Raw genomic sequence first — 26399 nt, forward strand, 5'->3', positions numbered from 1 at the left:
TTCTGAATTGTTAAAAACACAAAACTAATGATATAAAGATAATTTGAGAAATCTCAGACTGTATAATTTAGTTAAAACAGAAAAGAATAAAAAACTCTTTAATATGATTTTATTAATAAAATAAAAAAGCCCCGAAAATCGAGGCTTTAAATATATTTGAGAATTTAGGATTATGCTTTCGCTCCTCTTTCCATTCTTTTTCTTTCTTCTTCAGAAAGGATTTTCTTTCTCATACGGATGAAGTTAGGAGTTACCTCGATTGCTTCATCAGCTTGGATATATTCCATACATTCTTCAAGAGAGAATAAGATTTTTGGTGCAACACCAGTATCTTTATCTTTTCCAGAAGCACGCATGTTGTTCAATTGTTTTGCTTCAACGATGTTTACAACTAAGTCACCCGGCTTGTTTTGCTCACCGATAACCATACCTGCATAAATCTCCTCACCCGGATCAACATAGAATTTACCTCTATCCTGTAATTTAGCAATAGAATATTCAGTTGCAGGACCTTGAGTTTTAGAAATCAACACACCATTACTTCTTCCAGGAATAGCACCTTTGAAAGGCTTGTATTCTGTGAAACGGTGTGCCATAATAGCTTCACCTGCAGTAGCTGTCAACATTTGAGAACGCAATCCGATCAAACCTCTTGAAGGAATTTCGAATTCCATGTGTTGCATTTCACCTTTAGTTTCCATAATGTGAAGGTCACCTTTTCTCTGAGTAGCTAAGTCGATTACTCTTGAAGCAAATTCTTCAGGAACGTCTACTACCAAAGATTCGTAAGGCTCCAACTTCTCACCATTTTCACCTTCTCTCAAGATAACCTGTGGCTGACCAATTGTCATTTCGTAACCTTCTCTTCTCATTGTTTCAATTAAAACTGATAAGTGAAGAATACCTCTACCGAATACCAAGAAAGTGTTTGCATCATCAGTCTGTTGAACTCTTAATGCAAGGTTTTTCTCTAATTCTTTAGTTAATCTTTCTTTTAAGTGATTAGAAGTTACATATTTACCATCTTTACCGAAGAAAGGTGAATTGTTGATTGAGAACGTCATGTTCAATGTAGGCTCATCAATTGCAGTTCTTGGCAATGGTTCAGGGTTTTCAAGATCTACGAAAGAATCTCCAATCTGGAAAGCGTCGAAACCTACTACAGCACAGATATCTCCAGCTTTTACTTCAGTTACTTTTTTCTTTCCTAAACCTTCGAAAACGTATAATTCTTTTACTTTTCCTTTTACAACTTTTCCGTCTGCCTGAGCAAGACCAATCCATTGAGATTCTTTAATTTCTCCTCTGATTACTTTTCCGATTGCAATTCTTCCTAAGAAAGAAGAGAAATCTAGAGAAACGATCTGCATCTGCAAGTTACCCTCCTCTACTTTAGGCTCAGGAACATATTGCAAAATACCGTCTAGTAATGGGAAAATATTGTCAGTTTGCTCTAATGAAGTGTTGAACCATCCTTGTTTAGATGAACCATAGAATGTTGGGAAATCCAACTGCTCTTCAGTAGCTTCAAGATTGAAGAATAGATCAAATACCTGATCGTGAACCTCATCCGGACGACAGTTTGGTTTGTCAACTTTGTTGATAACAACTAAAGGTCTAAGACCTAATTCTAGAGCTTTCTGCAATACGAATCTTGTTTGAGGCATTGGTCCTTCGAACGCATCTACCAACAAGATAACACCGTCTGCCATTTTCAATACTCTTTCTACTTCTCCACCAAAATCGGCGTGACCAGGAGTATCGATAACGTTAATTTTTGTATCTTTATAAGTAACAGAAATATTTTTTGATAAAATGGTAATTCCTCTTTCTCTTTCAAGATCGTTGTTATCCATTATTAATTCTCCACTTTCCTGATTTTCTCTGAAAATGTTTGTAGCATGAATAATCTTATCAACCAAAGTAGTCTTACCGTGGTCAACGTGTGCGATAATCGCAATATTTCTAATGTTTTGCATGAATGATTTTTACGGGTGCGAAATTAGTGATTTTTAATGAATTAACCACTATCAATATTTATTTATTAACAAATTCATAATGAGCGAATTCCATTTTACAAGCAATTTTAATTAACAATTCATCAGTTAACAACAAACTACTTTACAGCAAATTAAGAGATTAAATACGTTTAGAATAGCTGAAAAGGAGGGATTAAATCAAAATAAATGACCTAAAATATTCCGTATAAATAATCTTATCAATTATAAAATTGCTTGAAAACATCTCTAATAAATTATTAAATCATAAAATATATTAAATATTTTATCATACAAACAGTTTTCACTTTATTTGTATACTCTTAATGTAGTATAGAATATGAAAAGAATAATTACATTCTGTTTTCTTTTGGCATCTTTCAGCCACATTCACTCACAACAATCTGCCGACAAGGCTCTTCAATATATTAACGAAAATCTTTCACAGGAAAATCTTTATATCCTTACAGATAAAGATTTGTATCTTTCGGGAGAAACGCTGTGGTTTAATGCAATGGTTTTCAGAAACTTCACCATATCAGATCTTTCAACCAACTTTTTTATTGAGCTCTATGATAAAAATAAAAAACAGATTCTGAGAAAGAGATTTCCTATTTTTAACGGAGTAGTTCAGGGAAGTTTTCAGATTCCTGAAAGCTTGAGTGAAGATATTTATTTCGTCAGAGCCTATACTCCAATGATGAGCAATCTGAGTGAGGATTTCCAATACATTAAGCAAATTCCTATCTATAACCCTTCTTCACCTAAAAAACTGGTTACAGATAAGTCTTCTTCGTGGTCTGCGACAGTGCATCCGGAAGGAAATTCTTTTATTGTTGGAAATCAGTCTAAAATAGCTATACGTCTTCATAATATCGGAATACCTCCCTCTCAATGGGAAGGATATATCATTGAAAAGAACCATCCTGAAAAGAAAATCACAACTTTTAAAGGTTTAGACGAAAATGTTGGAGTTTTCTCATTAACTCCTGAGAAAGATAAAATTTACGAGGCGGTGATTACAGACAATAATGGTTTACAAAAATCTGTAGCCCTTCCTATAGCTTCCGAAAAAGGAGTAAGCCTGCAAGTGAGCAGTGAAAAAGAAAATATCAGATACAAAATAAAAAATACCGGAGAAAACATCCCTTATTACACTGTTATAGCCAATATGGGTGATCAGTTGGTTTACAAAGCGAAAGTTAATCAGTTAAAAGATTCATTCCAGGCAATACCCACCAATCAACTAATCAACGGTGTTTTACAGCTTACTGTATTTGATGATAAAGAAAATGTATTGGTGAGCAGAATGTGTTTTGTGATGCCACAAAACTTAAATATTTCTTTTCCGGAAGTAAAATCTGAAACTTTAAGTACGGAAAAAAGAGGGTTTAATTCTTTTAATGTGAAAGCTATTAAAGATGTTCCGAGTTATTCTATCGCAGTATTTGATCCTGAAGATAAAAAATCTTTGCTAAACGAAAATCTTTTAAGCTCATTATGGCTTTCAAGTGTTGTTAAGTCTAAAATCGATCGTCCTGCCCAATATTTTAGTGAAAAAAGAAACACCGATGCATTGGATGCTCTTCTCATTTCGGAACAATGGAAAATGTTTGACTGGAAAGAAATTATTTCTGGAAAACATCCGGAAATCATTAATAATGCCTCAAAATATATTTCCTATAAAGGAAAATTAACGGTAAACACTAAACCTGCCCCTCAGCAAAGCCTCATCATGTTTGTTGAGGGAGACAAATCCGGAAATCAGGTTTTTCAGGTTGAAACAGATAGTAACGGAGAATTTCTTTTTGATAATATGATTTTTGAAAAACCTATTAAAATTACTTATCAGGTTAATGGAGCTAATGCCGCTTTAAAGAGCAGAACCAATGTGTATGTGCATCCTGCCAATACTTTTATCCCATTAAAAAAAGAATTACCGACAATTGAAGGATATCAACTAGTAGACAGAGCATCAAATTCATCGCAACCCCCAGAAATTAATAAAATAATCGCAGCTCAAAAAGCAAAAAAAGAGTATGATGAAAAGATAATCACCATTGAGGAAGTAAAACTAAAAACGAAAAAGAAAAACCTCAAAGACGAACTTAACAACAAACTGAGTAGTCCGCTTTACAGAAGCATGAGTGAGATTGTTTTTGATTTTGTCAATGAGAACCAATCTGCTGCGGGTTCACAAAATATATTACAATGGCTACAAGGTCGCGCTGCCGGATTAACAATTAATTACGAAAATGGAACTCCAACCCCTTACATCCGTCAAGCAAAAGCAAATGTTTATCTGGATGAAATGCTAACTGATGCAAGTACTCTTACCGGCTTGTCGGCAGATAATATCGCTATGGTAAAAATTATTAAAGACGGTGCAATTGGTATGAGTGGCGGTGGTAGTGGCAGTGTACTGATTTATACAAAAAGAGGAGATATGAAACCTGTAGCCAAAGCAAATACACTTTCAGAAATGGTTAACCTCAACTTTTTTGTGATGGAAGGTTATAATGAATCTGAAGGATATCCCGATTCTGATTATGGAAATTCTGAATTATCTAAAATAACTAGCGATTACAGACCCGTACTCTACTGGAATCCCAATGTGGAAATAGATCCGACTACTCCCGCAAAAGTTGATTTTTATAATAATGATACTGCAAAAAAAATCCGATTTATGATTATGGGATTTGATGCTGAAAAATATACGCCTGTTTACTATGAAAAGTTGTTGCCTTAATTTTTAAGTATATTTGAGATATAACACAACGATTTCGAACTCAACCTTATCGTCTAATATGTTGTGAATTGCTTTCATTTTTGAGTATCTTTGAGATATAACACAACCGTTGGAGTGGTTCCGCATACGTTTACATTGTTGTGAATTGCTTTCATTTTTGAGTATCTTTGAGATATAACACAATGTTCACCGCTTATTGGCTTTCCCATTGAAAGCATTTGTCCCTGATTATCACAGATAAAAATACAATTACTGGTCTTAGATGATTTTCTTCCCTGATAGCCTACCGATTGTCCTCCTGTTTTACTTCGGGTATGGCTTCCATCCAATTGGACACTGGAAAGATCTAATTTCCTTTTATTATTCTGGAGAAGAGAAATCCAAATTCGTTTGAAAGAACCATCTTTACTCCATTTACTGAAATAATAATAGACGAGTTGCCAGCTTATTGTTTCTTTTGAAAAGTATTCTTTAAGGCTTAATTCCCGCCATTGACAGCCCGTTTTTAATCGTTTAATAATAAGTTTAAAGATTTTTCCTAAATAAAATCTCGTGGAAAATCCTCGCTTGCCTTTGCTTAAATGAGGTAAAATCCATTTTTCCAGTTTATCTTTGCTTATGAGTTCCAGATTTTAGTTCTTTTTTTTGCAACTCTAAATTGCTAATTTTCTGGAAACTCTTTTTCTAAAAAGTTTAAACAGGTTTTTATTCTAAATTCGTTAAAAATATTTGATAAATTAATCTTACATAATTTAAATTACCATTTGCGCATATTTTATTCCTCTAAAAAAGTCAGTATTTTAGCCATTCTAAAAATGCAGAATGAACGCAACAGAATTTATACATAAAACACTCAACCTATCCGACAAAAGCATTAATGCTACTTTAAAACTATTATCTGAAGACTGCACCATTCCATTTATTTCTCGTTATCGAAAAGATGCTACAGGAAATTTAGATGAAACAGAAATTGAGCAAATCTCAAAACTCAACAAACAGTTTGAAGACCTAGTAAAACGTAAAGAAAGTATTTTAAAATCCATAGAAGAGCAAGATGCTTTATCTCCAGAATTAAAGACAAAAATTGAAGAAAGTTTTGATCTTCAGGAGCTGGAAGATTTGTATTTACCTTTCAAAAAACGCAGAAAAACCAAAGCCGATACTGCCAAAGAAAAAGGTCTTGAGCCTTTAGCTAAAATTATTATGAGCCAAAAAGCTCAGGATATTCAGTTTTTGGCTTCAAAATATCTGAATGATCAGGTTTCGTCTGAAGAAGAAGCTTTGCAAGGCGCAAGAGATATCATGGCAGAATGGATTAATGAAAATATGTATGTTCGAAAAAATCTTCGTCGTCTTTTTCAGCGCAAAGCTGTCGTTACTTCAAAAGTAGTGAAAGCAAAAAAAGATGATGAAGCGGCTCAAAAATTTTCACAATATTTTGAATGGGAAGAAAGCCTTAACCGAACTCCTTCTCACAGAATTTTGGCAATGCTCAGAGCTGAAGCTGAAGGTTTTGTAAAAATAAATATCGAAATCGATAAAGAAGAAGCTGTTGATTTTATTGAAAATGCGATTATTAAATCTAAAAATGAAAGTTCAGAGCAAATCGCTTTAGCCATCAAAGATTCTTATAAAAGACTTTTAGAACCAGCAATTTCCAACGAAACTCTTCAGGAAGCAAAAGAAAAAGCCGATAAAAAAGCCATCGAAATATTTTCTGAAAACTTAAGTCAGCTTTTATTAGCTCCGCCTTTAGGAGAAAAAAGAATTTTAGCGATTGATCCGGGCTTTAAAAGTGGTTGTAAGGTGGTTTGTTTGGATGAAAAAGGAGATCTACTCCACAACGAAACCATTTATCCGCATGCTCCGCAAAACGAAAGCGGAATGGCGATGAAAAAAATACGTTCGATGGTAAATGCTTATAATATTCAGGCAATTTCTATCGGAAACGGAACTGCAAGCCGTGAAACTGAATTTTTCATTAAAAAAATTGGTTTTGATAAACCATTACAGGTTTTTGTAGTTTCGGAAGCAGGAGCATCTGTTTATTCTGCAAGTAAAATTGCAAGAGATGAATTTCCGAGTTTTGATGTAACCGTTCGTGGTGCAGTTTCTATCGGAAGAAGACTTTCTGATCCGTTGGCTGAATTGGTAAAAATTGATGCTAAATCAATTGGTGTTGGTCAATATCAACACGATGTAGACCAAACACAATTGAAAAACGAACTGGATTCTACGGTAATGAAATGCGTAAACTCCATCGGAATTAATTTGAATACCGCAAGCAAATCACTTTTAAGCTATGTTTCCGGAATTGGAAAAAAGATGGCGGAAAATATTGTGAATTACCGTGCTGAAAACGGTGCTTTTGAAAACAGAAAACAACTGAAAAAAGTTCCGCGTTTAGGCGAAAAAGCATTTCAACAGGCTGCAGCTTTCATCAGGATTACCAATGGAGAAAATCCTTTAGATAATTCGGCAGTCCATCCCGAAGCATATGGAATTATCGAAAAAATGGCAAAAGATTTAGGCATTAAAACCAATGAATTAGTTGCCAATAAAGAGAAAATCAATTTAATTGAACCTGAAAAATATATAACGGAAGACATCGGGATTTTAGGAATAAAAGATATTTTGAAAGAACTTGAAAAACCAGGATTAGATCCTAGAAAAGCGGCAAAAGTTTTTGAATTTGATCCTAATGTAAAAAAGATTACCGACTTAAAAACTGGAATGATTCTTCCCGGAATTGTCAACAATATTACCGCTTTCGGATGTTTTGTAGATTTAGGAATTAAAGAGAGCGGCTTAGTTCATATTTCTCAATTGAAAGACGGTTTCGTTTCTGATGTTAATGAGGTGGTGAAATTACATCAACACGTTCAGGTAAGAGTTACCGAAGTGGATGAAGCGAGGAAGAGAATTCAGCTCAGCATGGTTTTATAAATTATCCTTTGCAAAAGCTCTTCAATTATAGATCAATCTAAATAACAATATATTTTGAATAAAAAAAATTTAATTTTCGATTTAGACGGAACGCTTTGGGATCCCAGAGCGACAATCATCAAAATCTGGAATGAGGTTTTAACCCAACGTCAACTCTTGCAAACAGAATTGAAACCTGAAGATATGGATCAATATATGGGACTTCTATTTGATGATATTTTAAAAGATATCATTCCCGGAATTTCAGATCAACAGGTGCAGGAGATTCTTGTGGAAATTGTACAGAAGGAAAATAAGGTTTTGCGTACTCACGGCGGTATTCTTTATGAAGGAGTGGCAGAAACTCTAACGAATTTGAAAAAAACACACGATCTATTCATTGTAAGCAATTGTCAGGATGGATATATTGAAGCATTTTTAGAATACTATCAATTTAATGATCTGTTTACAGACATTGAATCTCATGGACGCACAAAAAAGCCGAAAGCCGAAAACATAAAACTGATCATGGAAAGAAATCATTTAAGCCATGAAAATTCATTTTACATAGGCGACACACAGACAGATTATGATTCTGCAAAAGCAAACCTTTTATCATTTATTTTTTGTGAATATGGTTTTGGAGCATTGAATATTCCAGAATATAAACCTTCCGTTTCAAAATTTTCAGATCTGGAATTTTGTATTTAAACCTTATTTACTTTGATGGTGGAGATAAATAGTAAAGCAAGAGCATGATGTTCTTGCTTTATTAGTTTTAAAATAATAAATAAGCTTGTGATAACTTTAAAAGTTGGTAATCGCAAAGGCGCAATTTATAGTATAAACTGTTTTAGGGCGCAAGGATTTTATCTACGATAAAATTTAACTGTTTTATTTTTAAATTTTTTATGAAGTGTTTTGCACCTTAAAAAATAAAAAAGATAAAAATCTTGCGCCTTTGTGTTTTCCAACAAAATAGTATTTTATAAAAATTTAAACAGAATTAATATAATAATTATTTTTAATTCAAACTCTATTGATAATTTATGAAAAACATTTAATTTTAATTATAGATGAAAAGAATATCAGAACTTAAAGAAAGAAAAATAATACGAAGAGCAACCCGAAATTTCGATTCTGATGGTAACCGTATTTACAATGAATTTGAATATGATTTTCCATATAATCCGACACACAAAGGAAATGAAAGAGAACGTTTATATGCAAAAGTTATCGATTTGATTCCATTCTTCCTGATATTTCATTATGGTTTTAACAAGATTATTATTGTCTCTTTATTCTTTTCAATTGCATGCGTTCTTATTTATGGAACTATATCTGAATCTATATTCGGAACAACATTGGGAAAGAAGTTATTTAAATTAAAAGTTATTGATGATTTTGGGAATTATCCGAAAATTTTAAAATCCATGCTTAGAAATATATTATCGTTTGCTAATTTCTTTCCTGTATTTGAAGATGTAGTTTCAGGTCCAAATAGCAATTATGAAGCCTCTAAAACTACTATGCATTTCAGTATGCACATGAATAATAAATTATGTAAAACTTATATTGTAAAAGAACGTCAACTTTTAGAAATCAGAAAACTGCTCAATTATAAAATACTAAATTAATGAAATATCTATATTTCCTATTTTTTGCACTTATTATAAGCTGTAAACCAAAATCTAAAACAAATAACGGTAAAGATTTCATCGGTTCTTGGAAAACCAATGATTCATTTAACATACAATTAGAGATAAAACAGAAAACACATGAAAATAAAATAATTGAAGACAGATATACTGTTACAATTTTTGAACCTCAAAAAGCTCAGCGAGAACGTGAAATTAGTAATAAACAGTTCAATTATAAATTTGTAGAATCTGAAGAATACAATATATTTCCTTTTAAAGAATTTCTATATGAGAATACAACTTTAAATAAAAATTTTATTGGTTTTAAAAACCAAGATACACTCATAAGAACGTATCCGGATTTTGATGATCAGGTTTTCGTTCGTGTAAAATAAAATTTTTTTCATTTTTAAATAAATAAAAACGGGTTAAGATATGATCTCAACCCATTTTTTTTCTTCAGAAATAAGTTATTACTTAAATGATAGTTTTAATTATTTGTAATCTTTAGAATCTCTTCTTGGCTCTTTTAATTCCGGCCATTTTGCGACTTCTCCTTTATCATTTTCAGGCATTGTTCTGCGCTCTCTGCTTGTAAATTCAGGATCTTCAGATGCCATATACGCTAAAGTTGCAGTAAGAATCACATTATTTTTCACTTCATCAAAAACAATTTTATCATAAGTATCTTTCGTAGTGTGCCATGTGTAACCAAAATAGCCCCAGTTTAGCGAGCTTAAAGAAAATCCTGGAACTCCTGCTGCAACAAATGAAGCGTGATCCGATCCTCCTCCACCCGGCATTCCCGGGAAATCTGTTTTGATGTGATCTCTCACATTTTTTGGAACTGCATTCAGCCATTTCCCGATATAATCATACGACTTTACAAAACCTTGACCTGCAATATTAATCACTCTTCCCGTTCCGTTATCTTGGTTAAAAACTGCCTGAGTTCCTTTAATAATTTCAGGATTATCGGCAACAAAACCTCTTGAACCATTTAAACCTTGCTCTTCACTTCCCCAAAGTCCGACAACGATGGTTCTTTTAGGATTGGGATAATATTTTTTAAGGATTCTCATCGTTTCAAGCATCGTTAAAACACCTGTTCCGTTATCTGTAGCTCCTTGAGCGCCGTCCCAAGAATCTAAATGCGCAGAAAGAATTACATATTCATTAGGTTTTTCTGAACCTTTAATCATTCCAACGGTATTAAATATCTTCGTATCAGGAAGAATTTTTGATTGAGCGTCAATTTTAATTCTCGGTTTGCTTCCTTTTTCAGCCATTCTGTACAGCATTCCATAGTCTTCTACGTCGATATCAAACATTGGGATTTTTGAAGTTTTCGCTCCGAAAATACGGTTTGCTCCCATAATTCCTGTCCAGTTTGAAATTGCAATTCCGGCTGCACCTGCTTTTTCTAAAGCTTCAGGAAGTGTATTGTTATCATAACCGATATTCTTCACATAATCACGGAAGTCTTTTGAAGCCTGCTCTTTTTCAGCTTTCAGTTTTTCGTACAATTCAGGAGTTGCAAATTCTTTGATCTGCTCATCTGAACGACCGATTTTCTGATATTGAGCCATCAAAACTATTTTTCCTTTTGCAGAAGGAAGCCATTGATCGAATTCTGCTTTAGAAGAAACTTTAGGAAGAACTATCACTTCTGCCTCAACTGCTTTTTTCGTTGAAGGACTCCAAGCTAATTGTGTTGCAGAAAGAGATTTTACACGTGGATAAACCATATCGACATGTGTAGTTCCTCTTTGCCAACCTTTCCAGGTTCCGAATTGCTGTAAATTGGCATCAATTCCCCAAGATTTTAATTTATTGGCAGTCCATTCATTAGATTTTAGCATTTCCGGAGTTCCCACCAAACGCGGACCGATACCGTCTAATAATTCGAACGCCATATCTTCTAATTGAGAATGATTATTGGTTTCGTTGACAAAATTTTCAACAATGGGATTTAATTTCTGTGTGGTTGATTGTGCATTGACAAACTGACTCGCCAAAACTACTGCAGGAACTGCAAAAAAGGTGTTTATCTTCATACTTTTATTGATTGGCATAAAGATAAAGTTATTTAGCGAAAATTAAAATTCTTAAAACCTTCTATTAAAAATAAAAAATCTATGCAAACATGTATGATCAGGGGAAAATGAATTTTACTTTCTCCCACAGACTACACAGATTTGCACAGATCTAAAATTATAAATTACTTTATTAGAATTTAAGGCAAACTTTTTACTTTTTACTTTTTACTTTTTACTTTTTACTTTTATAATGAATATTTTATCGCTTTATCCAACTCTATCGGATTATTATATTTTCTGATTTTTTCCTTTAATCTTTCATTGATTTCACGGGAATTATTTTGCCCGACTTTAGTTCCATCATTTAGAAAAAATTCTTCATTCGAATGGGTTTGTTGTGTTGCATTTCTTAAATAATTAACGGGAGAATCGTAATATTTCAACTTAGAATCTTTGTACTTTGTATCATCTACAGCAACACTGCTTCCCAACATATAATCGATGTACATATTTCCTTTTGGATTAGCAATCTTCTGGGTTTTTACCAATTCAAATTTGTAATTATTTTTGTCATCATACAATTCTGTAATTAAACCGGGAAGTCCGTGAAATTTGTAAGGTCCTTCCTGAAAAGGAATATCTGTGGTAAACCACGCCGTCCAATTTCTTCCACCCCAGTTTGTAGTCGCTTTTTGCATATTCAAATCTTTTACTTTCTTTTTTTCATTAGTAAGTTTCCAGTTTTGAGTGTTTTTGGAAGAAAGTTTTAAAACAACATTTTCCAAAACATCATAATAATCATAGTCTGCCGTACTGGATTTATGAGTAATAATATGAGATGTATTAAATTTTGAACCGTCAGTAATTGGTAAATTTCTAGTTACCAAAGAATCTCCAACAAAGAAATCACGCGGATAATATTTAATCATTTTAGATTCAATATCGAGATGATAATTTTCTTTAGTGGTAACATTTTCTGTAGAATCTTTTTTGTATTCTACATCATAAATAAAACGGTGAGTCTGCGCCTTTCCAGCAAAACCAGCTAGTAAAACTGTTGTTAAAAGTATATTTTTCATGGTAAATTATTTCTTATTGATAAATTCCTGTTCTTCTTCAGAAAGCAAAACAGTAGATTCTTTGTCATCTTTTACAGGAACATTAAGCCAAATACTTTTGTTAAAATCTACTTTTGGATCTAAACCTTTTTTGTCTGATCTTGCGAATGTGTTGTAAACAACTTCCCGAATTGCTCTTTTCACATGAGTTTCATCTTTGTAGAAATAAGTAAATTGATCGCTTTCCACTCTTGTAACCGCAGGAACATACACTCCATCTTTTTTATAAAATTCGTAAGTGTAAATCGCTATTCCGCCTTTTACGGTGTATTCTCGGCCGTCAGTAGAAATCTTTTTTTCTGCGACCAAATCTTCCTGATTGTAAGTTATTTGATAAGAAGTAATTACTTTATCAATCTTATTGTATCTTAAACTTCCTTCCAATTTTACACCATATGATGTTGTAACTTTAAAATTGATCAACTGCTCATCATCTTCTTCACCAACCAAAGTTCCAGAGAATTTAGCTTTATTGGTTCGCATAAACTGCAATACTCTATCTACTTCATGATTAAAAAAATAACTTCCGATATAATCATGATTTACTTCATTTGTTTTTGCATAAAATACACTGTCTGCAGAGTTTTTTTTAAAATACTTAACGTTGTTTAACTGTAATTGGATAATGTCATCATATCTTTTATTATATCCATCTTTAAAGTTATACCAGTTTGTTTTGCTCCAGAGTTTGGCTTCAGAGATAGCCATAAAGTGTAGTTTTTTATTATCAAAAAACTTCTGCTTCATGACTACATCATAAACGGAAGGATCATCGTAATATGTTTTCTGATAATTTTTAAAAATATCTGTAAAAAACTTTTTGATATCTATACTTGTAATCTTAACTTCTTCAATATCTTTAAAAACGGGTTGAAGTTTAATGACTGAGTTGAAATTTTTAAATTTCTCTTTCTTAAAACCCGAAGCCGATATTTCAAAATCTTTAGAATCATTAGTAACAGAAGCAAAACCATCTTCATTCGTATAAACCAATTGATCTGACAAAACAATTCTTGCATTGGCAATGGGTTTTCCGTTTTCGGCATCTACAACCTGTAATTTTTGTGCAGAGAAAAATGCCGATAATAAAACAAATAAAAAGGAAATATGTTTCATAAAAAGTTCCGCTATGGTTTATTAGCGGAACAAATATATATTCAAATGAGAATACATTTCAATAAGGTTTGATATATTTAATATTATTTGTGAATATTTAAATTTCTTTAACGATATTTTAAAACTAATCTACTTCAAAAATCGCCTGAATTTCTACAGAAGAATTTACTGGAACAGAAGAAGCACCAAATGTAGCTCTTGCGTGTTTTCCTTTATCACCAAAAACGTCTACCGCAAGATCTGAAGCAACATTCATCAAATCAGCGTGCTTTGTATAATCATCTTTCGTGTTGAAAATTCCGGTAAGCTGCACCACTTTTTTTACCTTGTCTAAATCTCCGTTTACTGCATCTTTTAAAACTGCTAAAACATTCAGCATCGTCTGTTTAGTCGCTTCTTTTACCTGATTTTCATCTACAGACACCCCCAATTTTCCTGGAAATAAAATTTTTCCGTCTTTCAGAGCAACCTGATTGATGAAAACCAGATTTCCTGATCTTACAAAAGGCTGATAATTTCCGGCAGGTTTCGGAACATTGGGAAGAACAATATTTTTCTCGGCTAAAACCTTTTCTATGCTTTTGTTTTGTGAAATTTTAATTTCAGAATTTTTGTTAAAAGTTCCTTTCAAGGCAAATACAACTTTTGCAAAGTTTTTCCCTTGTTCAAAAGCGATCTCCTTTTCACCGGAGCTTGGTCTCTCCACATTTTTAATAGATGCAAGACTTGTTACCCCCAAAACAGTATTTCCTTGAGGAATATTTTTATCAATTTTCTCAACACCTCGAATGCCGTTTGACACTAAAACCATCCCGTGAACGGAAAGACTGTTCCAAAAAGCCTGAACTGCCAATTCATTCCCTGCTCCACTTCCAGCTGACATAAAAACTGTTGCAGGCATTCCTTCCAATGCGTGATTGGTCCACAAATTCACTGTTTTAGAAAGAAAGTCACTCATTCCTGTACTGATATTTCCAAAATAAACGGGTGAACCAAAAGCAATTCCGTCGTATGAACTTAATTCCTCCACAGAAGCAACCGGAATATCTTTTAAACTTGTATAAGTGGATGATTTTACCTGTTTAATTATGCTCTGAACATTTCCATTAGCTTCAATTCCTTTAGAGATTTGCTTTGCCAATTCGTAAGTTCCGCCATTGTCAGAATGAATCAGCACTAATACTTTTGCTTTGTTATTTTGAGCCATCATTGCATTTGAAATTATTGTTAAAATAAAAACTGCTAAAAATCTATTGAGTGTTTTCATGTAAATTATTTATGATAATACAAATTTAGTGCTGTCATTTTTATTAATTTTGCCAAAAACTTTATGCAAAACGCCAAGTCAAAATGTAGTCTTATTGAAAATGAAAACGGATTTCTGGATGATTCCATTGAGAAAGAAGCTTACATTTGGTACGAAGAAAATTGGCAACATGACGATGACGAGCATCTTCATCAGCGAGCACAACTTACTTTTGTGAAAGAAGGTTACCAATATTTTCACATTGACAATAAAGTTTATCTTGTTCCGCAAAATCATGTCATCTGGATTCCGTCATTGCAAAAACATAAAATAACTTCAGAAGCAGAAACTGTAAAATTGATGGTAAGTTTATTTAAAAATATCCCGGAAAACCAATTTTATAAGACAACACATGTTTTCCCTGCACCTCCCATTTTAAAAGAAATGATTTTTTATGCTAAAAAATGGAATAAAGAAACAGCTGAAAACCATGAACAGGAAGCTTTTATGAATGCATTATTGATTAGCCTTCCAAATTTTTGCAAAGAAAATACGGCGTTACAAATTCCGTTACCTTCGGATTTGAGATTGCTTGAAGTCTGCCAATTTATTAATTTAAATTTCCAAAACGATTATAGCATCGAAGAATTAGCAGAAACTGCAAATCTTTCTGTAAGAAGTCTTCAGCGTATTTTCAAACAGGAAACCGGAATAAGTATTAAGAAATATGCACAACTGATTAAAATTTTGAAAAGTATAGAATTGATTAACTCCAATCAGTTTACATTAAGCGAAATTGCTTATAAAGTGGGATACAAAAGTCTTTCAGCATTTACATCATCTTATCAGGCGATAATGAATACGAAACCAAAAGTAAGTAAGAATATTTAATTTTAACCTAAAAAAAATAAGCCGACTGAATCAGCCGGCTTATTTTTTATTTTTTTGATTCTTCAACAGAAACTTTTCTGAAGTCTTTGAACAATTTGCTTAGTTCAAGAGCTGATTTACGAGCTCTAGTTCCAGCTGCTTTGTTTCCTTTTTCAACTTGTTGGTTAGCTTCAGTTGTGAACGCTTCAAATTCTGCGTTGATTTTTTCGATAAGTTCTTTCATGTCTATAAAAATTTAGGGTGCAAATATATGGTTTAAGACCATTCCAGCCTAATTGTAGAGGCATTTTTTGACATATAGAATCTAAAATATATTATCAAAAACAAAAAAATATATGATGATTTATTAAAAATACATTGATTATGAATTTAATAGGTCATTCTATCGTTTAAGATAGTATTTCAGCTAAAAAATCAATTTTAACTAAAAAATCGTTCATCTCCCCATTTTTCTTTTTTAATTATTCACCATTTCACATAATCACATCATATTTTAAACAAAAAAGAAAAGAACCAACAAAGAAATTAATGGATTCGGAATAGTCGTGTATATGGTTAAATTTAGGTAAATCAGGTTTTCAACAAAACCAAAATAACATAATCAAACTTCTTTTCGGAATTTCTTGAAAAATTACAACAAAATCTTAAAATAAAGCAACAATTATCGCCAATTAATGCCTATTTTTGAAGAATATAACCATTTTCAAAATACAAGAAAACCAATGTATCAGGTATCCGATGAATTAAAAAAAAACGGCTTCAGCATTAATCTTGTTTCTGACATAATAGAACGCAATAATTTTTCAAGAAAATTTAATACTTTAGAATATTTTGCAATTTATTTGGTTACCGAAGATCTCAATATTACTATTGAAAACAAACCCTATAATATACCTGCTGGAAATTCTGTTTTCATTGGACCTCAAAAGAAGGTAGAATTTGGTAATGCACTAGGTAAAGAAATTTATGCTATTATTTTTTCTAAAGAGTTTTTCGACAAAACATCGAAAGACAGTATATATTTAAATTCAAATATTTTTTTTAACAGCAAATCGCACATTTTTATAGCACCCTATTTTGGTAATAATGAGTACAACAAAGTTATTTTGATAGAAAGACTTAAAAGATTTTCTGTTATTGACAAAGTAAATATCTATTTTGCTGCTGCACATAACGCTATAGAAAGTTTAATTCTTGATGCCCATTTGCATATTGATCATAAAAATGAGCCAAAAGAGCACATAGAATCTATAAGTTTAGTTAACCGATTTACTGTAATTCTTCAAAGAGACTATAAAACTGAAAAAAAGGTTTCTCACTACGCGGACGAACTAAGAGTTTCTAGTAGGAAGCTAACCGAAATGACAGAATTTGTTTATGGTAAATCTGCCAAACAGATGATTATTGAAAAAGTAAGATTCGAATGTGAGAAAGCAATTAAATTTTCAAATAAAACTCTATCAGAAATTGCATTTGATTTAGGATTTAAAGATGAAGGCAATTTCACTAATTTCATAAAAAAACACAGCGGAAAAAAGCCATCTGATATGAGAGAAATGATTCGCTAAAACATCTGTAATTTCCAATAAATTTATTTTTAAACTTCATTTTTGCTCTATTTTATAGAGCATTTTTTATTTGCATATAATTCTTAATGTAAAAATTGTAAATATTTAAAATCAAATATTTACAAATAATTTTTACGTGAAAATTTATAAATTTTCACGTAAAAATTATTAAATCAAACCCACAGTAAATTGCATTACGCATATATACTGACTAGATTTGCAGTAATAATTAAAGACAATAAAAATTATCTATATCAGAAAATAAGAAAGAACACCAAATCACAAAGTTTTTATTAGTATTATAATCTATTCTTTTCAACCGATACATTCATCATATTAATAAACTTTTCATCATCAGTTTTCAATGGTAACTGGATTTATTGAATAAAATCAATGAACCCAGTTACCTTATTTTTTTCCAAGCAAAATGTATAATAAGTCATTTTAAAGCAATTTAAACAGCTCTTCAAATTGAATATTCTCATTAATAATGCTTTATATTATATAAAACTTAGTATTATTGATCATTTATGTAAAAATTTGCAAAAAATAAACATGTTTTTGCAAATCCCAATCTCTAGATGATACATATCTTTGCACCCGAAAAGAATAGATAATAACTTATCTTAAATTAAAACTGATTGATAATATGAAACAATTTTTATTCGCGGCAGCAGGACTATTTGCTTTCGCAACAGCTAGCGCTCAAAATGTAACATTAAAGGTGAAATTAAAACCAATTCAAACGCTAGTAGTAAACAAATCTCAAGAAGATGTAAACTTAGAGTACAAAACAACAGATGACTATCTAAATGGTGTATCATCACCCAATACAGATCACTTAAACATCTACAGTACAGGAGGTTTTGAAGTAAAAGTAAAAACTGACAACCCTACAATGCAGAGTGGAGGAAAAAACATCCAATCAAATACTATTAAAATAACAGCTACAGCTGGTTCAAGTGCTGTTGATGGAGCTCAATACTCGCAAAACGTAGCGTTAGCTGGAACCGAAAGTACTTTGGTAACTTCTACAACTGGTGGAGCTAACAAAAAGATCAGCATTGAATATAGAGGAGCTGGACAAGATACTTACATAAACAATTATATTGCAAATCAAGATCCTACTGTTTATACAGCTAAATTAATTTATACGATTGTTAGTAAATAACAAACTATAACTATAGCATATTATAGTGTCACAATTTATTTGTGACACTTTTCATGTAATTAAAAACACTATCAATGAATAAAATCACCTTACTTTTCTTATTTCTGATCATACAAATCAGTGCACAGACAGGTATTTCGGTTTCTCCACCGAGAGTATATTTTGAGTCTGCAGCAGGATCTAGTAGCACGCAAAAAATAACGGTTACCAATGTGAGTGCAGAAAATACGTTAGACCTTGCAGTAAGTTTGGGAGATTGGGATTATGATGAAAAAGGTGAAAATAATATGTATGCAGCCGGTACATTGAAAAACTCTTGTGCAAGCTGGATCAATATTAAGAAAAACGATAATTACTTCAGCCTGGCTCCCGGAGAAAGAAAAGAACTGGAAGTAACCCTTACTTCACCTACAATAAATCAGGATAAACTTTCTGCGCATACTGCTGTATTATTTGTTAGCCAAATGAATCCTGTAGATGATGTAGACAAAAAAGGAGTAAAAATTAAAGTAAGTATTCGTTCTGGAATAAAAATATTCCATAGAACACCAGAAGTAGTAAAAAGAAAGATTGAAATTAAGGATTTGAAATTTGACAGCTCGAAAAAGCTTTTGAATATCACCTTTGAAAATCAATCAGATATTTGGACAGATGGAAAAATCATCACAGATATCATTAATACAAGTACTGGTAAAAAAATTGCCATAGAGCCTATTGTTTTTTATACATTACCCAGAAACATTAGAAAAATAAGCATTCCTGTAGAGGATTTAAAAGATAAAGGCTCATATAACGTGTCGGTTATGATTGACTATGGAGATAACGAGACATTAGAAATGGGAGAACTAAATTTTAATTATGAGTAAGGTATTAGTCGCTCTATTCATCACAATATCCATAATAGTTAATGCACAGGTTTCATTTACTTCATGGACAAACAGCTACGTGCAGGTAAATTCTTATAATGGAAATAATAATCCTGATGCTTATACCGTAACATTTGCAGCCAATGGTAATTTAAACATGCCTTATTGGAAACTTTCTGCAAAACTTAAGCAACCCATAACTTCTACAGACGGACAATATACTATTCCTGGAAATAAGATATCCTTTCAGCCTATTTCTTCAACAGGGCAGGCTTATCCTAATCCTACTCCATCATTAGCGCAAATCGGAGTGCCACCCAATGTATTTTTACAAGAAAATGCAGAAGTTTTTTTGGTTCCACAATCAAATGCGCCAATGTACAATATGCCCGCAACGCCAAACGGCTATTATAATCTTCAGCTTAAATACGGAATTACCATCATGGGAGGCGCGTATTTGGGAACTTATCCGGCATGGACAAGGTTTGCAGCTCCCGTAGAATTTACAGCTTACGATCAATACAACAATGTGATTGGAAAATTAAGCCATACTTTTGAATTTCATATTGCTAATTTGACGGGAACGCCGCCTGTAACCCAGGAAATGTCTTTAAAAGTAAACATGAATGCTGCAAACGGATTACTTGAATTTAATAGTATGCAGGATTACAACAACGGAACGAATGTTGTTTATCCTAGTGGTTTGCAAATCAGCACAAATACCAACTTTCAGATAAAAGTGCGTTCACTACAAAGTCATTTGTTATCCAATATTGGTAATTATTCTATTCCTGTGGGTGCAATACATCTTAGTTTGCAACCTTTAGGTCAGAGTAATCAAACTGTTTTTCCGATAACATTAAGTACAGCAAGCCAGACTCTTGCCAAAGGAAATGTATCTCAAACTACAATCTACAATTACGACATCAAATATTTTACATTGCCACAAGATGAGCAATTAATTAACGCTAAGCCTACTGAGTATTCTACTACGCTACAGTACGAAATTACTCCTCAATAAAATTTAGAAGATGCCTTTTTTAAGCAGAAGATTTTTGTTCACCCTTTTTATCGTTTTATTCAGTAGCATTTATTTAAATGCACAAAAACCTGAATCGAATGTGACGATGGAAATAGAACAAGGAAGTTCGCCATCACGTTCCAAACTTTTAAATCTTGTTGTAGTTATTCAAAATTTAAATTCTAATAATTTCAGCGGAAAACTGCAATTTGTATGTCCGAAAGGATTTAAAATTATCTCTGGTGAAGAGCCAATAATAGAACTTAAACCCAACGAAAAAAAATATTTACCTGTAAGAGTTATTATAGAATCTGATGCTAAAGCAGGATCTTCACCTATAAAAGTCCGATTACTCGATCAGCTTGGAATTTTGATTGCAGAAAGGATAAAAGAACATGTTATTGAGATTAATAATAACCTCAGTTTAACAGTCTTAAACGCTCCTATTTACAGATCTTCCAGCCAAGAACCGATATCGGTTAAAGTGAGAGTAAGCAACTCGGGAAATATTTCTCAGGATATTACCCTAGTCTGCAAAATTCCTGATCCTGAAAATGGAAATCAGTTTTTGGAACAGCAAGCTGTAATCAATGTAAAAAAAGATTCTACTTTCACATTTACTTATCAGCCTTCAAAAGGATTATCCAGATTATCAAATTTTTCAATAAGTGTGTCTGGTTTTAGAAATCCTGACAAAGAAATATTTAATTCAGCTACTGTTTTTGTGCAGAATATTTCCAGTGTTCAGAAATATCAGGATCCGCAGTTCAATAATTTTGCCGAAGAAACAAAAAATCAGATTACAGCTTCTTACAGAAAGGTTGGAGATAATATCGACATGTATCAGCTAATTGGTTCTGGTGGTTTCAATTTGCCTACTGGGTTTCTTTTTATGAGAGGAAATATTGCGCTTCTCGAAAGTCAGCCACAACCTTTGGTAACCAATACGAATATTGTTCTTCAACAAGGTAAGGATCAATATACCATTGGAAGCGTTAATAAGCTTTTAGAAATGACTTTGGTAGGAAGAGGTGTAGAATACAGCCATACTTTCGGAAAAGACAAAAAATTGGAGGTCGGGTTTATTGATCAGAACTTTAATCTTATTGAAAAAAACAGCTTTTTAAAAAACGGTTACGGTTTCTTTACCAAAGGAACACTTAACGCCGACAACAGTTCAAGAAATATTTCGGCAGCATATATTTACCGTTACGATCCTTTTGAAAAAAGTAAGCACAGTATTTTGGGAACAGAAGCCAATTATGCTTTTGATAAAGTATGGAGCATGAATGCAAAGGTAAATGCAGGTTTAAGTTCTTACGAAACTCAGGATCTTACAAAACCTTCCTTTTCTGCTGAATCTAATTATATTGGAGCTATTAAAGATTATAATCTTAGCGGAAACTACTTTTTCAGTTCAGGATATTACCCTGGAAATAGACGTGGAAGTATACAGTTGCAGCAGAATATTTCAAAGAATTACAAAAATTACAACTTTTTCGGTAACGCTATATTCTCTAATTTTTCGCCAAAATATTACTTTTTGGACCGACCACAGGTTTCTGAAAACACAAGAATTGAGTTGGGAACTAAATTTCCGAGAGTAAAAAACTTTAGTTTTGGGCTTTTTTATCAGTTTCAGAATGAAAACTCAAACAGCTACAACAATTTCTTTGGAGCTTGGGAAGATAGTGAATTGCGCGATCTTACAGCACATAGAATTGTAGAACAAATTTCATGGTCAGATTACAAAACAAGACAATCTGCAGTGTTTGCATTTGAAACAGGAATTGTAAAATATCCGCTTTCTGACGATCAGAAATTCCAAATGAAACTGAATGGAAATTACAGTTTTAAAAACTTCAATATCAATGCGATTTACCAATCCGGAAGTTATTACTTGTCTGAATATGCATTCTCTCATTTAGCATCAGAAGACAATGATTATAAAAGACTTACAGTTTCGCTTTTCTATAACAATAGCTTCATCAAAGACAAATTCAACCTGAGTACAGGATTATCTTATGTAGATGATATTATCTATGGAAAATCGCCTTCTGCATTTGTAAATGCAAAGTATAACAGTAAAAATTTCGGTATATTTCTGAACTCTTCATGGTACAATTATTCGGTAGGAGTTTTGGCTAATAATATTCTGACATTTGAACTTGGTTTAACTTTAAACTTAAGAAATGCTGTATTAAGTCCCGACAAAAAAGGGAAAATTCAGGTGCTTGCTTTTTATGATGAAAACAACAACAACATTTTTGATTTAGGAGAGAAAACCGCAAACGATTATATTGTCAACATCAATAATGTAGCTCTTAAAACTACAGCAGACGGAACAGCAACTTACAAAAATGTACCTTTCGGAAAATACAGACTGAAACAGTTTACTCAGCAAGGTTGGTATTATGATGAGTATGATTTTAATGTAGATTCTTATTTGTTTCCTTTAAATATTCCGCTTCATCAGAACGGAACACTTCAGGGTAAAATATCTTTTGATTATAACTCAAGAGTAGCAGTTGATTTCGAGCACAGAGCATCTTCAGTGGCATTTCAAATCATTAAGCAAAACAATGTTATCCAAAGAATCGGAAGTGACGACGAAGGAAAATTCAACTCATTTTTACCAACAGGTAACTATACAATTATCATTGATGAATCTACGCTTCCCGCCAATACATATTGCGAAACAAAAAGCTTTGATATTAATATAAAAGCTGGAGAAATTGTGGTTGTTCCTGACTTCGTTATTAAAGTAAGAGAGAAAAAAATAAATAAAAAAACTTTCAGTAATTAACATTTTTACTCTTCCAATCCTCTCTTTAAATTTTTCATTTTAATAAAATAGAAAAAACTTTTTTTAAGATTTTGCAGAAAATAAGCTGCATAAATATTAAAAAAATAAAATTTACTTAAAATTAAATATTTAAAAATAAAAAAAATCAAAATCAATTTTAAAGGCTGAAAGTCTTTTTAAAATGCTTAGTTTATTTTCATCCAGTTGTTTATGAGCTTTATAAGGTTAACTATCGCTCTGCATCACTTTATTTAGCTTCGTCTTTTTGTATGTATCGAATGTTAAATCATTGTAATAAATTATTTTTTATAGTATCTTTCGCCACAAAAAAACTACCTTTAGTATAAAAATATTAATTATTCATAATATTTTATTGAATCTCAACAATGAGATTCCCGCAATATGAAAAGTAAAATAATAGGTGTAGGAAACTACATACCATCAGAAACCATTACCAATCTGTTTTTCGATAAGCATATTTTCCTTAATGAACAGGGCGAAAATTTAAAGGAAGAAAATTCCGTAATTACCAGTAAATTAAAAAAAATTACGGGTATTGAGGAAAGAAGATATGCAAGCAATGATCAGGTAACTTCTGATTTAGGATTTATTGCGGCTAAGAATGCAATAGAAAACTCAAAAATCGATCCTGAAACTTTAGATTATATTATTTTCGCTCATAATTTTGGCGATATAAAATCTGGTACCATACAGTCAGATGCTGTACCTAGTCTTGCTTCTAGAGTAAAACATTTATTGCAGATCAAAAATAATTTCTGTGTTGGTTACGATTTATTGTTTGGATGTCCGGGGTGGATTGAAGGAGTCATTCAGGCTAATGCATTTATCAAATCTGGTATAGCTAAAAGATGTCTAGTTATTGGAGCAGAAACACTTTCTCGTGTTACAGATCCTCATGACAGAGACAGCATGATCTATGCAGACGGAGCAGGAGCGGTAATTTTGGAAGCCAATGAAGATGATGACGATTCTGGAATAAAATCTCATGTATCAGCTTCTTTCACACTAAAAGAGAAAGATTTTCTGAATTTCGGTAAATCTTACAACAACGATAATTGTCAGGATACTCGATACATCAAAATGGATGGCAGAAAAATCTACGAATTTGCCCTCATTAATGTTCCGGAAGCAATGAAGAAATGTCTCGATCAAAGTGGTTATTCAATAGATCAGCTAGATAAAATAATTATTCATCAGGCAAACGAAAAGATGGATGAGGCAATTGTCAACCGATTTTATCAGTTATACGACACTCCTCCTCCAGCAGATATTATGCCGATGGTAATCAGTAAGCTCGGAAACAGTAGTGTTGCAACAATACCTTCACTATTAACTATGATTTTAAATAACGAGTTGCCTTCACATACCATCAAAAAAGATGACATCGTTTTATTTGCATCGGTGGGTGCAGGAATGAATATTAACGCATTTGTTTATAAGTTTTAAAAGTAAATCAACTTTAAACTTTACAATATTTTTAAAATATAAAAGAGAAATAAGCATAATATTTCTCTTTTTTTGTTTCTAAATTTTAGAAATTTTTGCTTTTTTCATTTTCAATTTTTTGCTTTTCGAAAAGAAATTAAATGTCTCTGTTTATTTTATTCTAAGGCGTTATTAAATAAATATTTGTCTTATTTATGTTTAAATAATTTGTAATATTGACAATATGCAATCGTTTACATACTAAAATGATTAAAAAAAATTAAAGACACGGACAGTGCAGGACAATTTTTAGATTCAATTATTTTAGATTGCGATTAGAAAAGAAAAACAATTAAAAAACCAGCCTTCTTAAAAACTTACAATGCTCTAGAATTATGAAAAAATATGTTTTATTCCTTTTTGTACTCCTATTATCGGTTCAAACATCAGCTCAGTATAAACCTTGGACTTCTGCAAAACAGCCTTTAAAAGAAATCAAAGCTTTAAAAAAGCAGATCAAAAAACCGGAATTCAGAAAAGTTGATTACGTGATTACCGATTTCGGAGCAATTGGCGATGGAAAAATAAAAAATACAGAGGCTTTCAAAAAAGCAATTGAGAAATGTAGTGCAGAAGGTGGCGGAAGAGTTATAGTTCCAAACGGAATTTTCCTAACAGGTGCAATTTATTTAGAATCTAATGTCAATTTGCATTTAAGTGACGGTTCTACGATTTTATTCAGTCAGGACAGTAACGACTACCCTATCGTTTTCACGCGTTGGGAAGGTATGGAATGTATGAATTATTCATCTTTAATTTACGCTTACGAAGAAGAAAATATTGCGGTTACCGGAAAAGGAACTTTAGATGGAAATTCAGATTTGGATAATTGGTGGTTTTGGTGCGGTGCCACAAAATATGGCTACAACGAATCTCGTCCGGGAAGACAAAATCCTGCCCGTGCAAAACTTCACGAATATATGGCTCAGAGAAAACCTGCAAGAGAAAGGATTTTCGGGGACGGTTATTATTTAAGACCAAACTTTGTTCAGCCTTACAAGTCTAAAAACTTCTATATGGCGGATGTTTTGGTAAAAAACTCTCCAATGTGGAATCTGAATCCTGTTTTGTGTGAAAATGTTTTAATTGAAAGAGTAAAAGTGATCAGTCATGGCCCAAACAATGACGGTTTTGACCCTGAAGCCTGTAAAAATGTATGGATCAAAGATTCTTATTTCGACACAGGAGACGATTGTATTGCCATCAAATCAGGAAGAGACGAAGATGGAAGAGATATCGGAAGACCTGCTGAAAATCACATCATCGAAAACTGCGAAATGAAAGACGGTCACGGCGGTGTCGTTATCGGAAGTGAAATTGCAGGTGGCGCAAAAAATATTTATGCTATCGGAAATGTAATGGACAGCAAAAATCTTGATCGCGCTTTAAGAATTAAAACCAGCTCAAGCCGTGGCGGAATCATCGAAAACGTATTTTTCTACAATACAAAAGTGGGTGCTTACAAAGAAGCAGCTGTTCGTTTCAATATGCATTATGAAAAACCGGGAAATCATATTCCTACCATCAGAAATATCTGGGTTGAAAATTTAACTGTTGATAAAGGCGGGAAATACGCCGTATTTTCTGATGCTTACGAATCTTCTCCTGTAACAGATTTCACAATGATCAATGCTAAAATGGTTGGCGTTCAGATTCCTTACAAAGTTGATTATATGAAAAACGTGACATTGAAAAATGTAACCGTTAACGGACAACCTTTAACCGAGCTAAAACCATAAA

Annotated in this window: 20 protein-coding genes and 1 pseudogene; 13 read left to right on the forward strand and 8 right to left on the reverse strand. The window is 32.4% G+C overall.

Annotated elements, in window-relative coordinates; all coding sequences use genetic code 11:
• Positions 1 to 170: 170 nt before the first annotated feature.
• Entirely contained in the window at positions 171 to 1979 is a 1809-nt protein-coding gene (gene typA, locus FDY99_RS01435) for a translational GTPase TypA (protein WP_139418780.1), read from the reverse strand.
• 358 nt (positions 1980 to 2337) lie between these two features.
• Between typA and FDY99_RS01440 the strand changes: the two genes are divergently transcribed.
• On the forward strand, positions 2338 to 4746 hold the full coding sequence (locus FDY99_RS01440) for a hypothetical protein (RefSeq protein ID WP_139418781.1): 2409 nt from the start codon (positions 2338 to 2340) through the stop codon (positions 4744 to 4746).
• A 74-nt stretch (positions 4747 to 4820) separates the two neighbouring features.
• Here the strand turns inward: FDY99_RS01440 and FDY99_RS23240 are convergent, their stop codons facing one another.
• Both FDY99_RS23240 and FDY99_RS23245 read right to left on the reverse strand, forming a co-directional pair.
• The gene (locus FDY99_RS23240) at positions 4821 to 5075 is read right to left on the reverse strand and encodes a hypothetical protein (protein WP_228448717.1); all 255 of its coding nucleotides are present in this window, start codon (positions 5073 to 5075) and stop codon (positions 4821 to 4823) included.
• Positions 5076 to 5186: 111 nt separating this feature from the next.
• A pseudogene (locus FDY99_RS23245) lies at positions 5187 to 5375 on the reverse strand (IS5/IS1182 family transposase); the annotation flags it as partial.
• Positions 5376 to 5568: 193 nt separating this feature from the next.
• On the opposite strand from FDY99_RS23245, the gene FDY99_RS01450 reads away from it, so the two are divergent.
• The 4 genes from FDY99_RS01450 to FDY99_RS01465 all read left to right on the forward strand — a co-directional run bounded on the left by FDY99_RS01450 (position 5569) and on the right by FDY99_RS01465 (position 9706).
• A complete protein-coding gene (locus FDY99_RS01450) occupies positions 5569 to 7692 on the forward strand; it encodes a Tex family protein (RefSeq protein WP_139418782.1) in 2124 nt (707 codons plus the stop codon).
• Positions 7693 to 7746: 54 nt separating this feature from the next.
• Positions 7747 to 8382, forward strand: a complete 636-nt coding sequence (locus FDY99_RS01455) for an HAD family hydrolase (protein ID WP_162304126.1) — start codon at positions 7747 to 7749, stop codon at positions 8380 to 8382.
• A 365-nt stretch (positions 8383 to 8747) separates the two neighbouring features.
• Positions 8748 to 9308, forward strand: coding sequence for an RDD family protein (locus tag FDY99_RS01460; RefSeq protein WP_139418784.1), 561 nt, complete (start codon positions 8748 to 8750; stop codon positions 9306 to 9308).
• The gene (locus tag FDY99_RS01465) at positions 9308 to 9706 is read left to right on the forward strand and encodes a hypothetical protein (RefSeq protein WP_139418785.1); all 399 of its coding nucleotides are present in this window, start codon (positions 9308 to 9310) and stop codon (positions 9704 to 9706) included. The genes FDY99_RS01460 and FDY99_RS01465 overlap by 1 nt, the downstream gene beginning before the upstream one ends.
• A 99-nt stretch (positions 9707 to 9805) precedes the next feature.
• On the opposite strand, the gene FDY99_RS01470 is transcribed toward FDY99_RS01465, so the two are convergent.
• From FDY99_RS01470 to FDY99_RS01485, 4 genes are all read right to left on the reverse strand, one after another.
• Positions 9806 to 11368: a M20/M25/M40 family metallo-hydrolase gene (locus FDY99_RS01470; protein ID WP_139418786.1), complete on the reverse strand. Its 1563-nt coding sequence runs from the start codon at positions 11366 to 11368 to the stop codon at positions 9806 to 9808.
• A gap of 227 nt (positions 11369 to 11595) precedes the next feature.
• The gene (locus FDY99_RS01475; RefSeq protein WP_139418787.1) at positions 11596 to 12429 is read right to left on the reverse strand and encodes a GLPGLI family protein; all 834 of its coding nucleotides are present in this window, start codon (positions 12427 to 12429) and stop codon (positions 11596 to 11598) included.
• 6 nt (positions 12430 to 12435) lie between these two features.
• Positions 12436 to 13584: a carboxypeptidase-like regulatory domain-containing protein gene (locus tag FDY99_RS01480; RefSeq protein WP_139418788.1), complete on the reverse strand. Its 1149-nt coding sequence runs from the start codon at positions 13582 to 13584 to the stop codon at positions 12436 to 12438.
• Positions 13585 to 13708: 124 nt separating this feature from the next.
• Entirely contained in the window at positions 13709 to 14851 is a 1143-nt protein-coding gene (locus FDY99_RS01485) for an Atu1372/SO_1960 family protein (RefSeq protein ID WP_139418789.1), read from the reverse strand.
• Positions 14852 to 14914: 63 nt separating this feature from the next.
• Here FDY99_RS01485 and FDY99_RS01490 point away from each other — a divergent pair, with 63 nt between their 5' ends.
• The gene (locus FDY99_RS01490) at positions 14915 to 15721 is read left to right on the forward strand and encodes an AraC family transcriptional regulator (RefSeq protein ID WP_139418790.1); all 807 of its coding nucleotides are present in this window, start codon (positions 14915 to 14917) and stop codon (positions 15719 to 15721) included.
• 46 nt (positions 15722 to 15767) lie between these two features.
• Here the strand turns inward: FDY99_RS01490 and FDY99_RS01495 are convergent, their stop codons facing one another.
• On the reverse strand, positions 15768 to 15944 hold the full coding sequence (locus FDY99_RS01495; protein ID WP_055981058.1) for a histone H1: 177 nt from the start codon (positions 15942 to 15944) through the stop codon (positions 15768 to 15770).
• A gap of 499 nt (positions 15945 to 16443) precedes the next feature.
• Here FDY99_RS01495 and FDY99_RS01500 point away from each other — a divergent pair, with 499 nt between their 5' ends.
• The 7 genes from FDY99_RS01500 to FDY99_RS01530 all read left to right on the forward strand — a co-directional run bounded on the left by FDY99_RS01500 (position 16444) and on the right by FDY99_RS01530 (position 26398).
• On the forward strand, positions 16444 to 17289 hold the full coding sequence (locus FDY99_RS01500; protein ID WP_162304127.1) for a helix-turn-helix domain-containing protein: 846 nt from the start codon (positions 16444 to 16446) through the stop codon (positions 17287 to 17289).
• Positions 17290 to 17938: 649 nt separating this feature from the next.
• Complete coding sequence (locus FDY99_RS01505; RefSeq protein WP_139418792.1) at positions 17939 to 18460, forward strand: hypothetical protein; 522 nt, start codon at positions 17939 to 17941, stop codon at positions 18458 to 18460.
• Positions 18461 to 18534: 74 nt separating this feature from the next.
• Positions 18535 to 19326, forward strand: a complete 792-nt coding sequence (locus FDY99_RS01510) for a fimbrial biogenesis chaperone (RefSeq protein ID WP_139418793.1) — start codon at positions 18535 to 18537, stop codon at positions 19324 to 19326.
• Entirely contained in the window at positions 19319 to 20347 is a 1029-nt protein-coding gene (locus FDY99_RS01515) for a hypothetical protein (RefSeq protein WP_139418794.1), read from the forward strand. Before FDY99_RS01510 ends, FDY99_RS01515 begins: the two co-directional genes overlap by 8 nt.
• A 10-nt stretch (positions 20348 to 20357) precedes the next feature.
• Complete coding sequence (locus FDY99_RS01520; RefSeq protein ID WP_139418795.1) at positions 20358 to 23153, forward strand: COG1470 family protein; 2796 nt, start codon at positions 20358 to 20360, stop codon at positions 23151 to 23153.
• Positions 23154 to 23555: 402 nt separating this feature from the next.
• Positions 23556 to 24620 (forward strand): 3-oxoacyl-ACP synthase III family protein, encoded by a 1065-nt coding sequence (locus FDY99_RS01525; RefSeq protein ID WP_139418796.1) that lies wholly within the window; start codon positions 23556 to 23558, stop codon positions 24618 to 24620.
• A gap of 374 nt (positions 24621 to 24994) precedes the next feature.
• Positions 24995 to 26398: a glycoside hydrolase family 28 protein gene (locus FDY99_RS01530; RefSeq protein ID WP_139418797.1), complete on the forward strand. Its 1404-nt coding sequence runs from the start codon at positions 24995 to 24997 to the stop codon at positions 26396 to 26398.
• The last annotated feature ends 1 nt before the right edge of the window (position 26399 follow it).

Source organism: Chryseobacterium mulctrae (assembly GCF_006175945.1).
In the GTDB taxonomy this organism is placed as follows: Bacteria; Bacteroidota; Bacteroidia; order Flavobacteriales; family Weeksellaceae; genus Chryseobacterium; species Chryseobacterium mulctrae.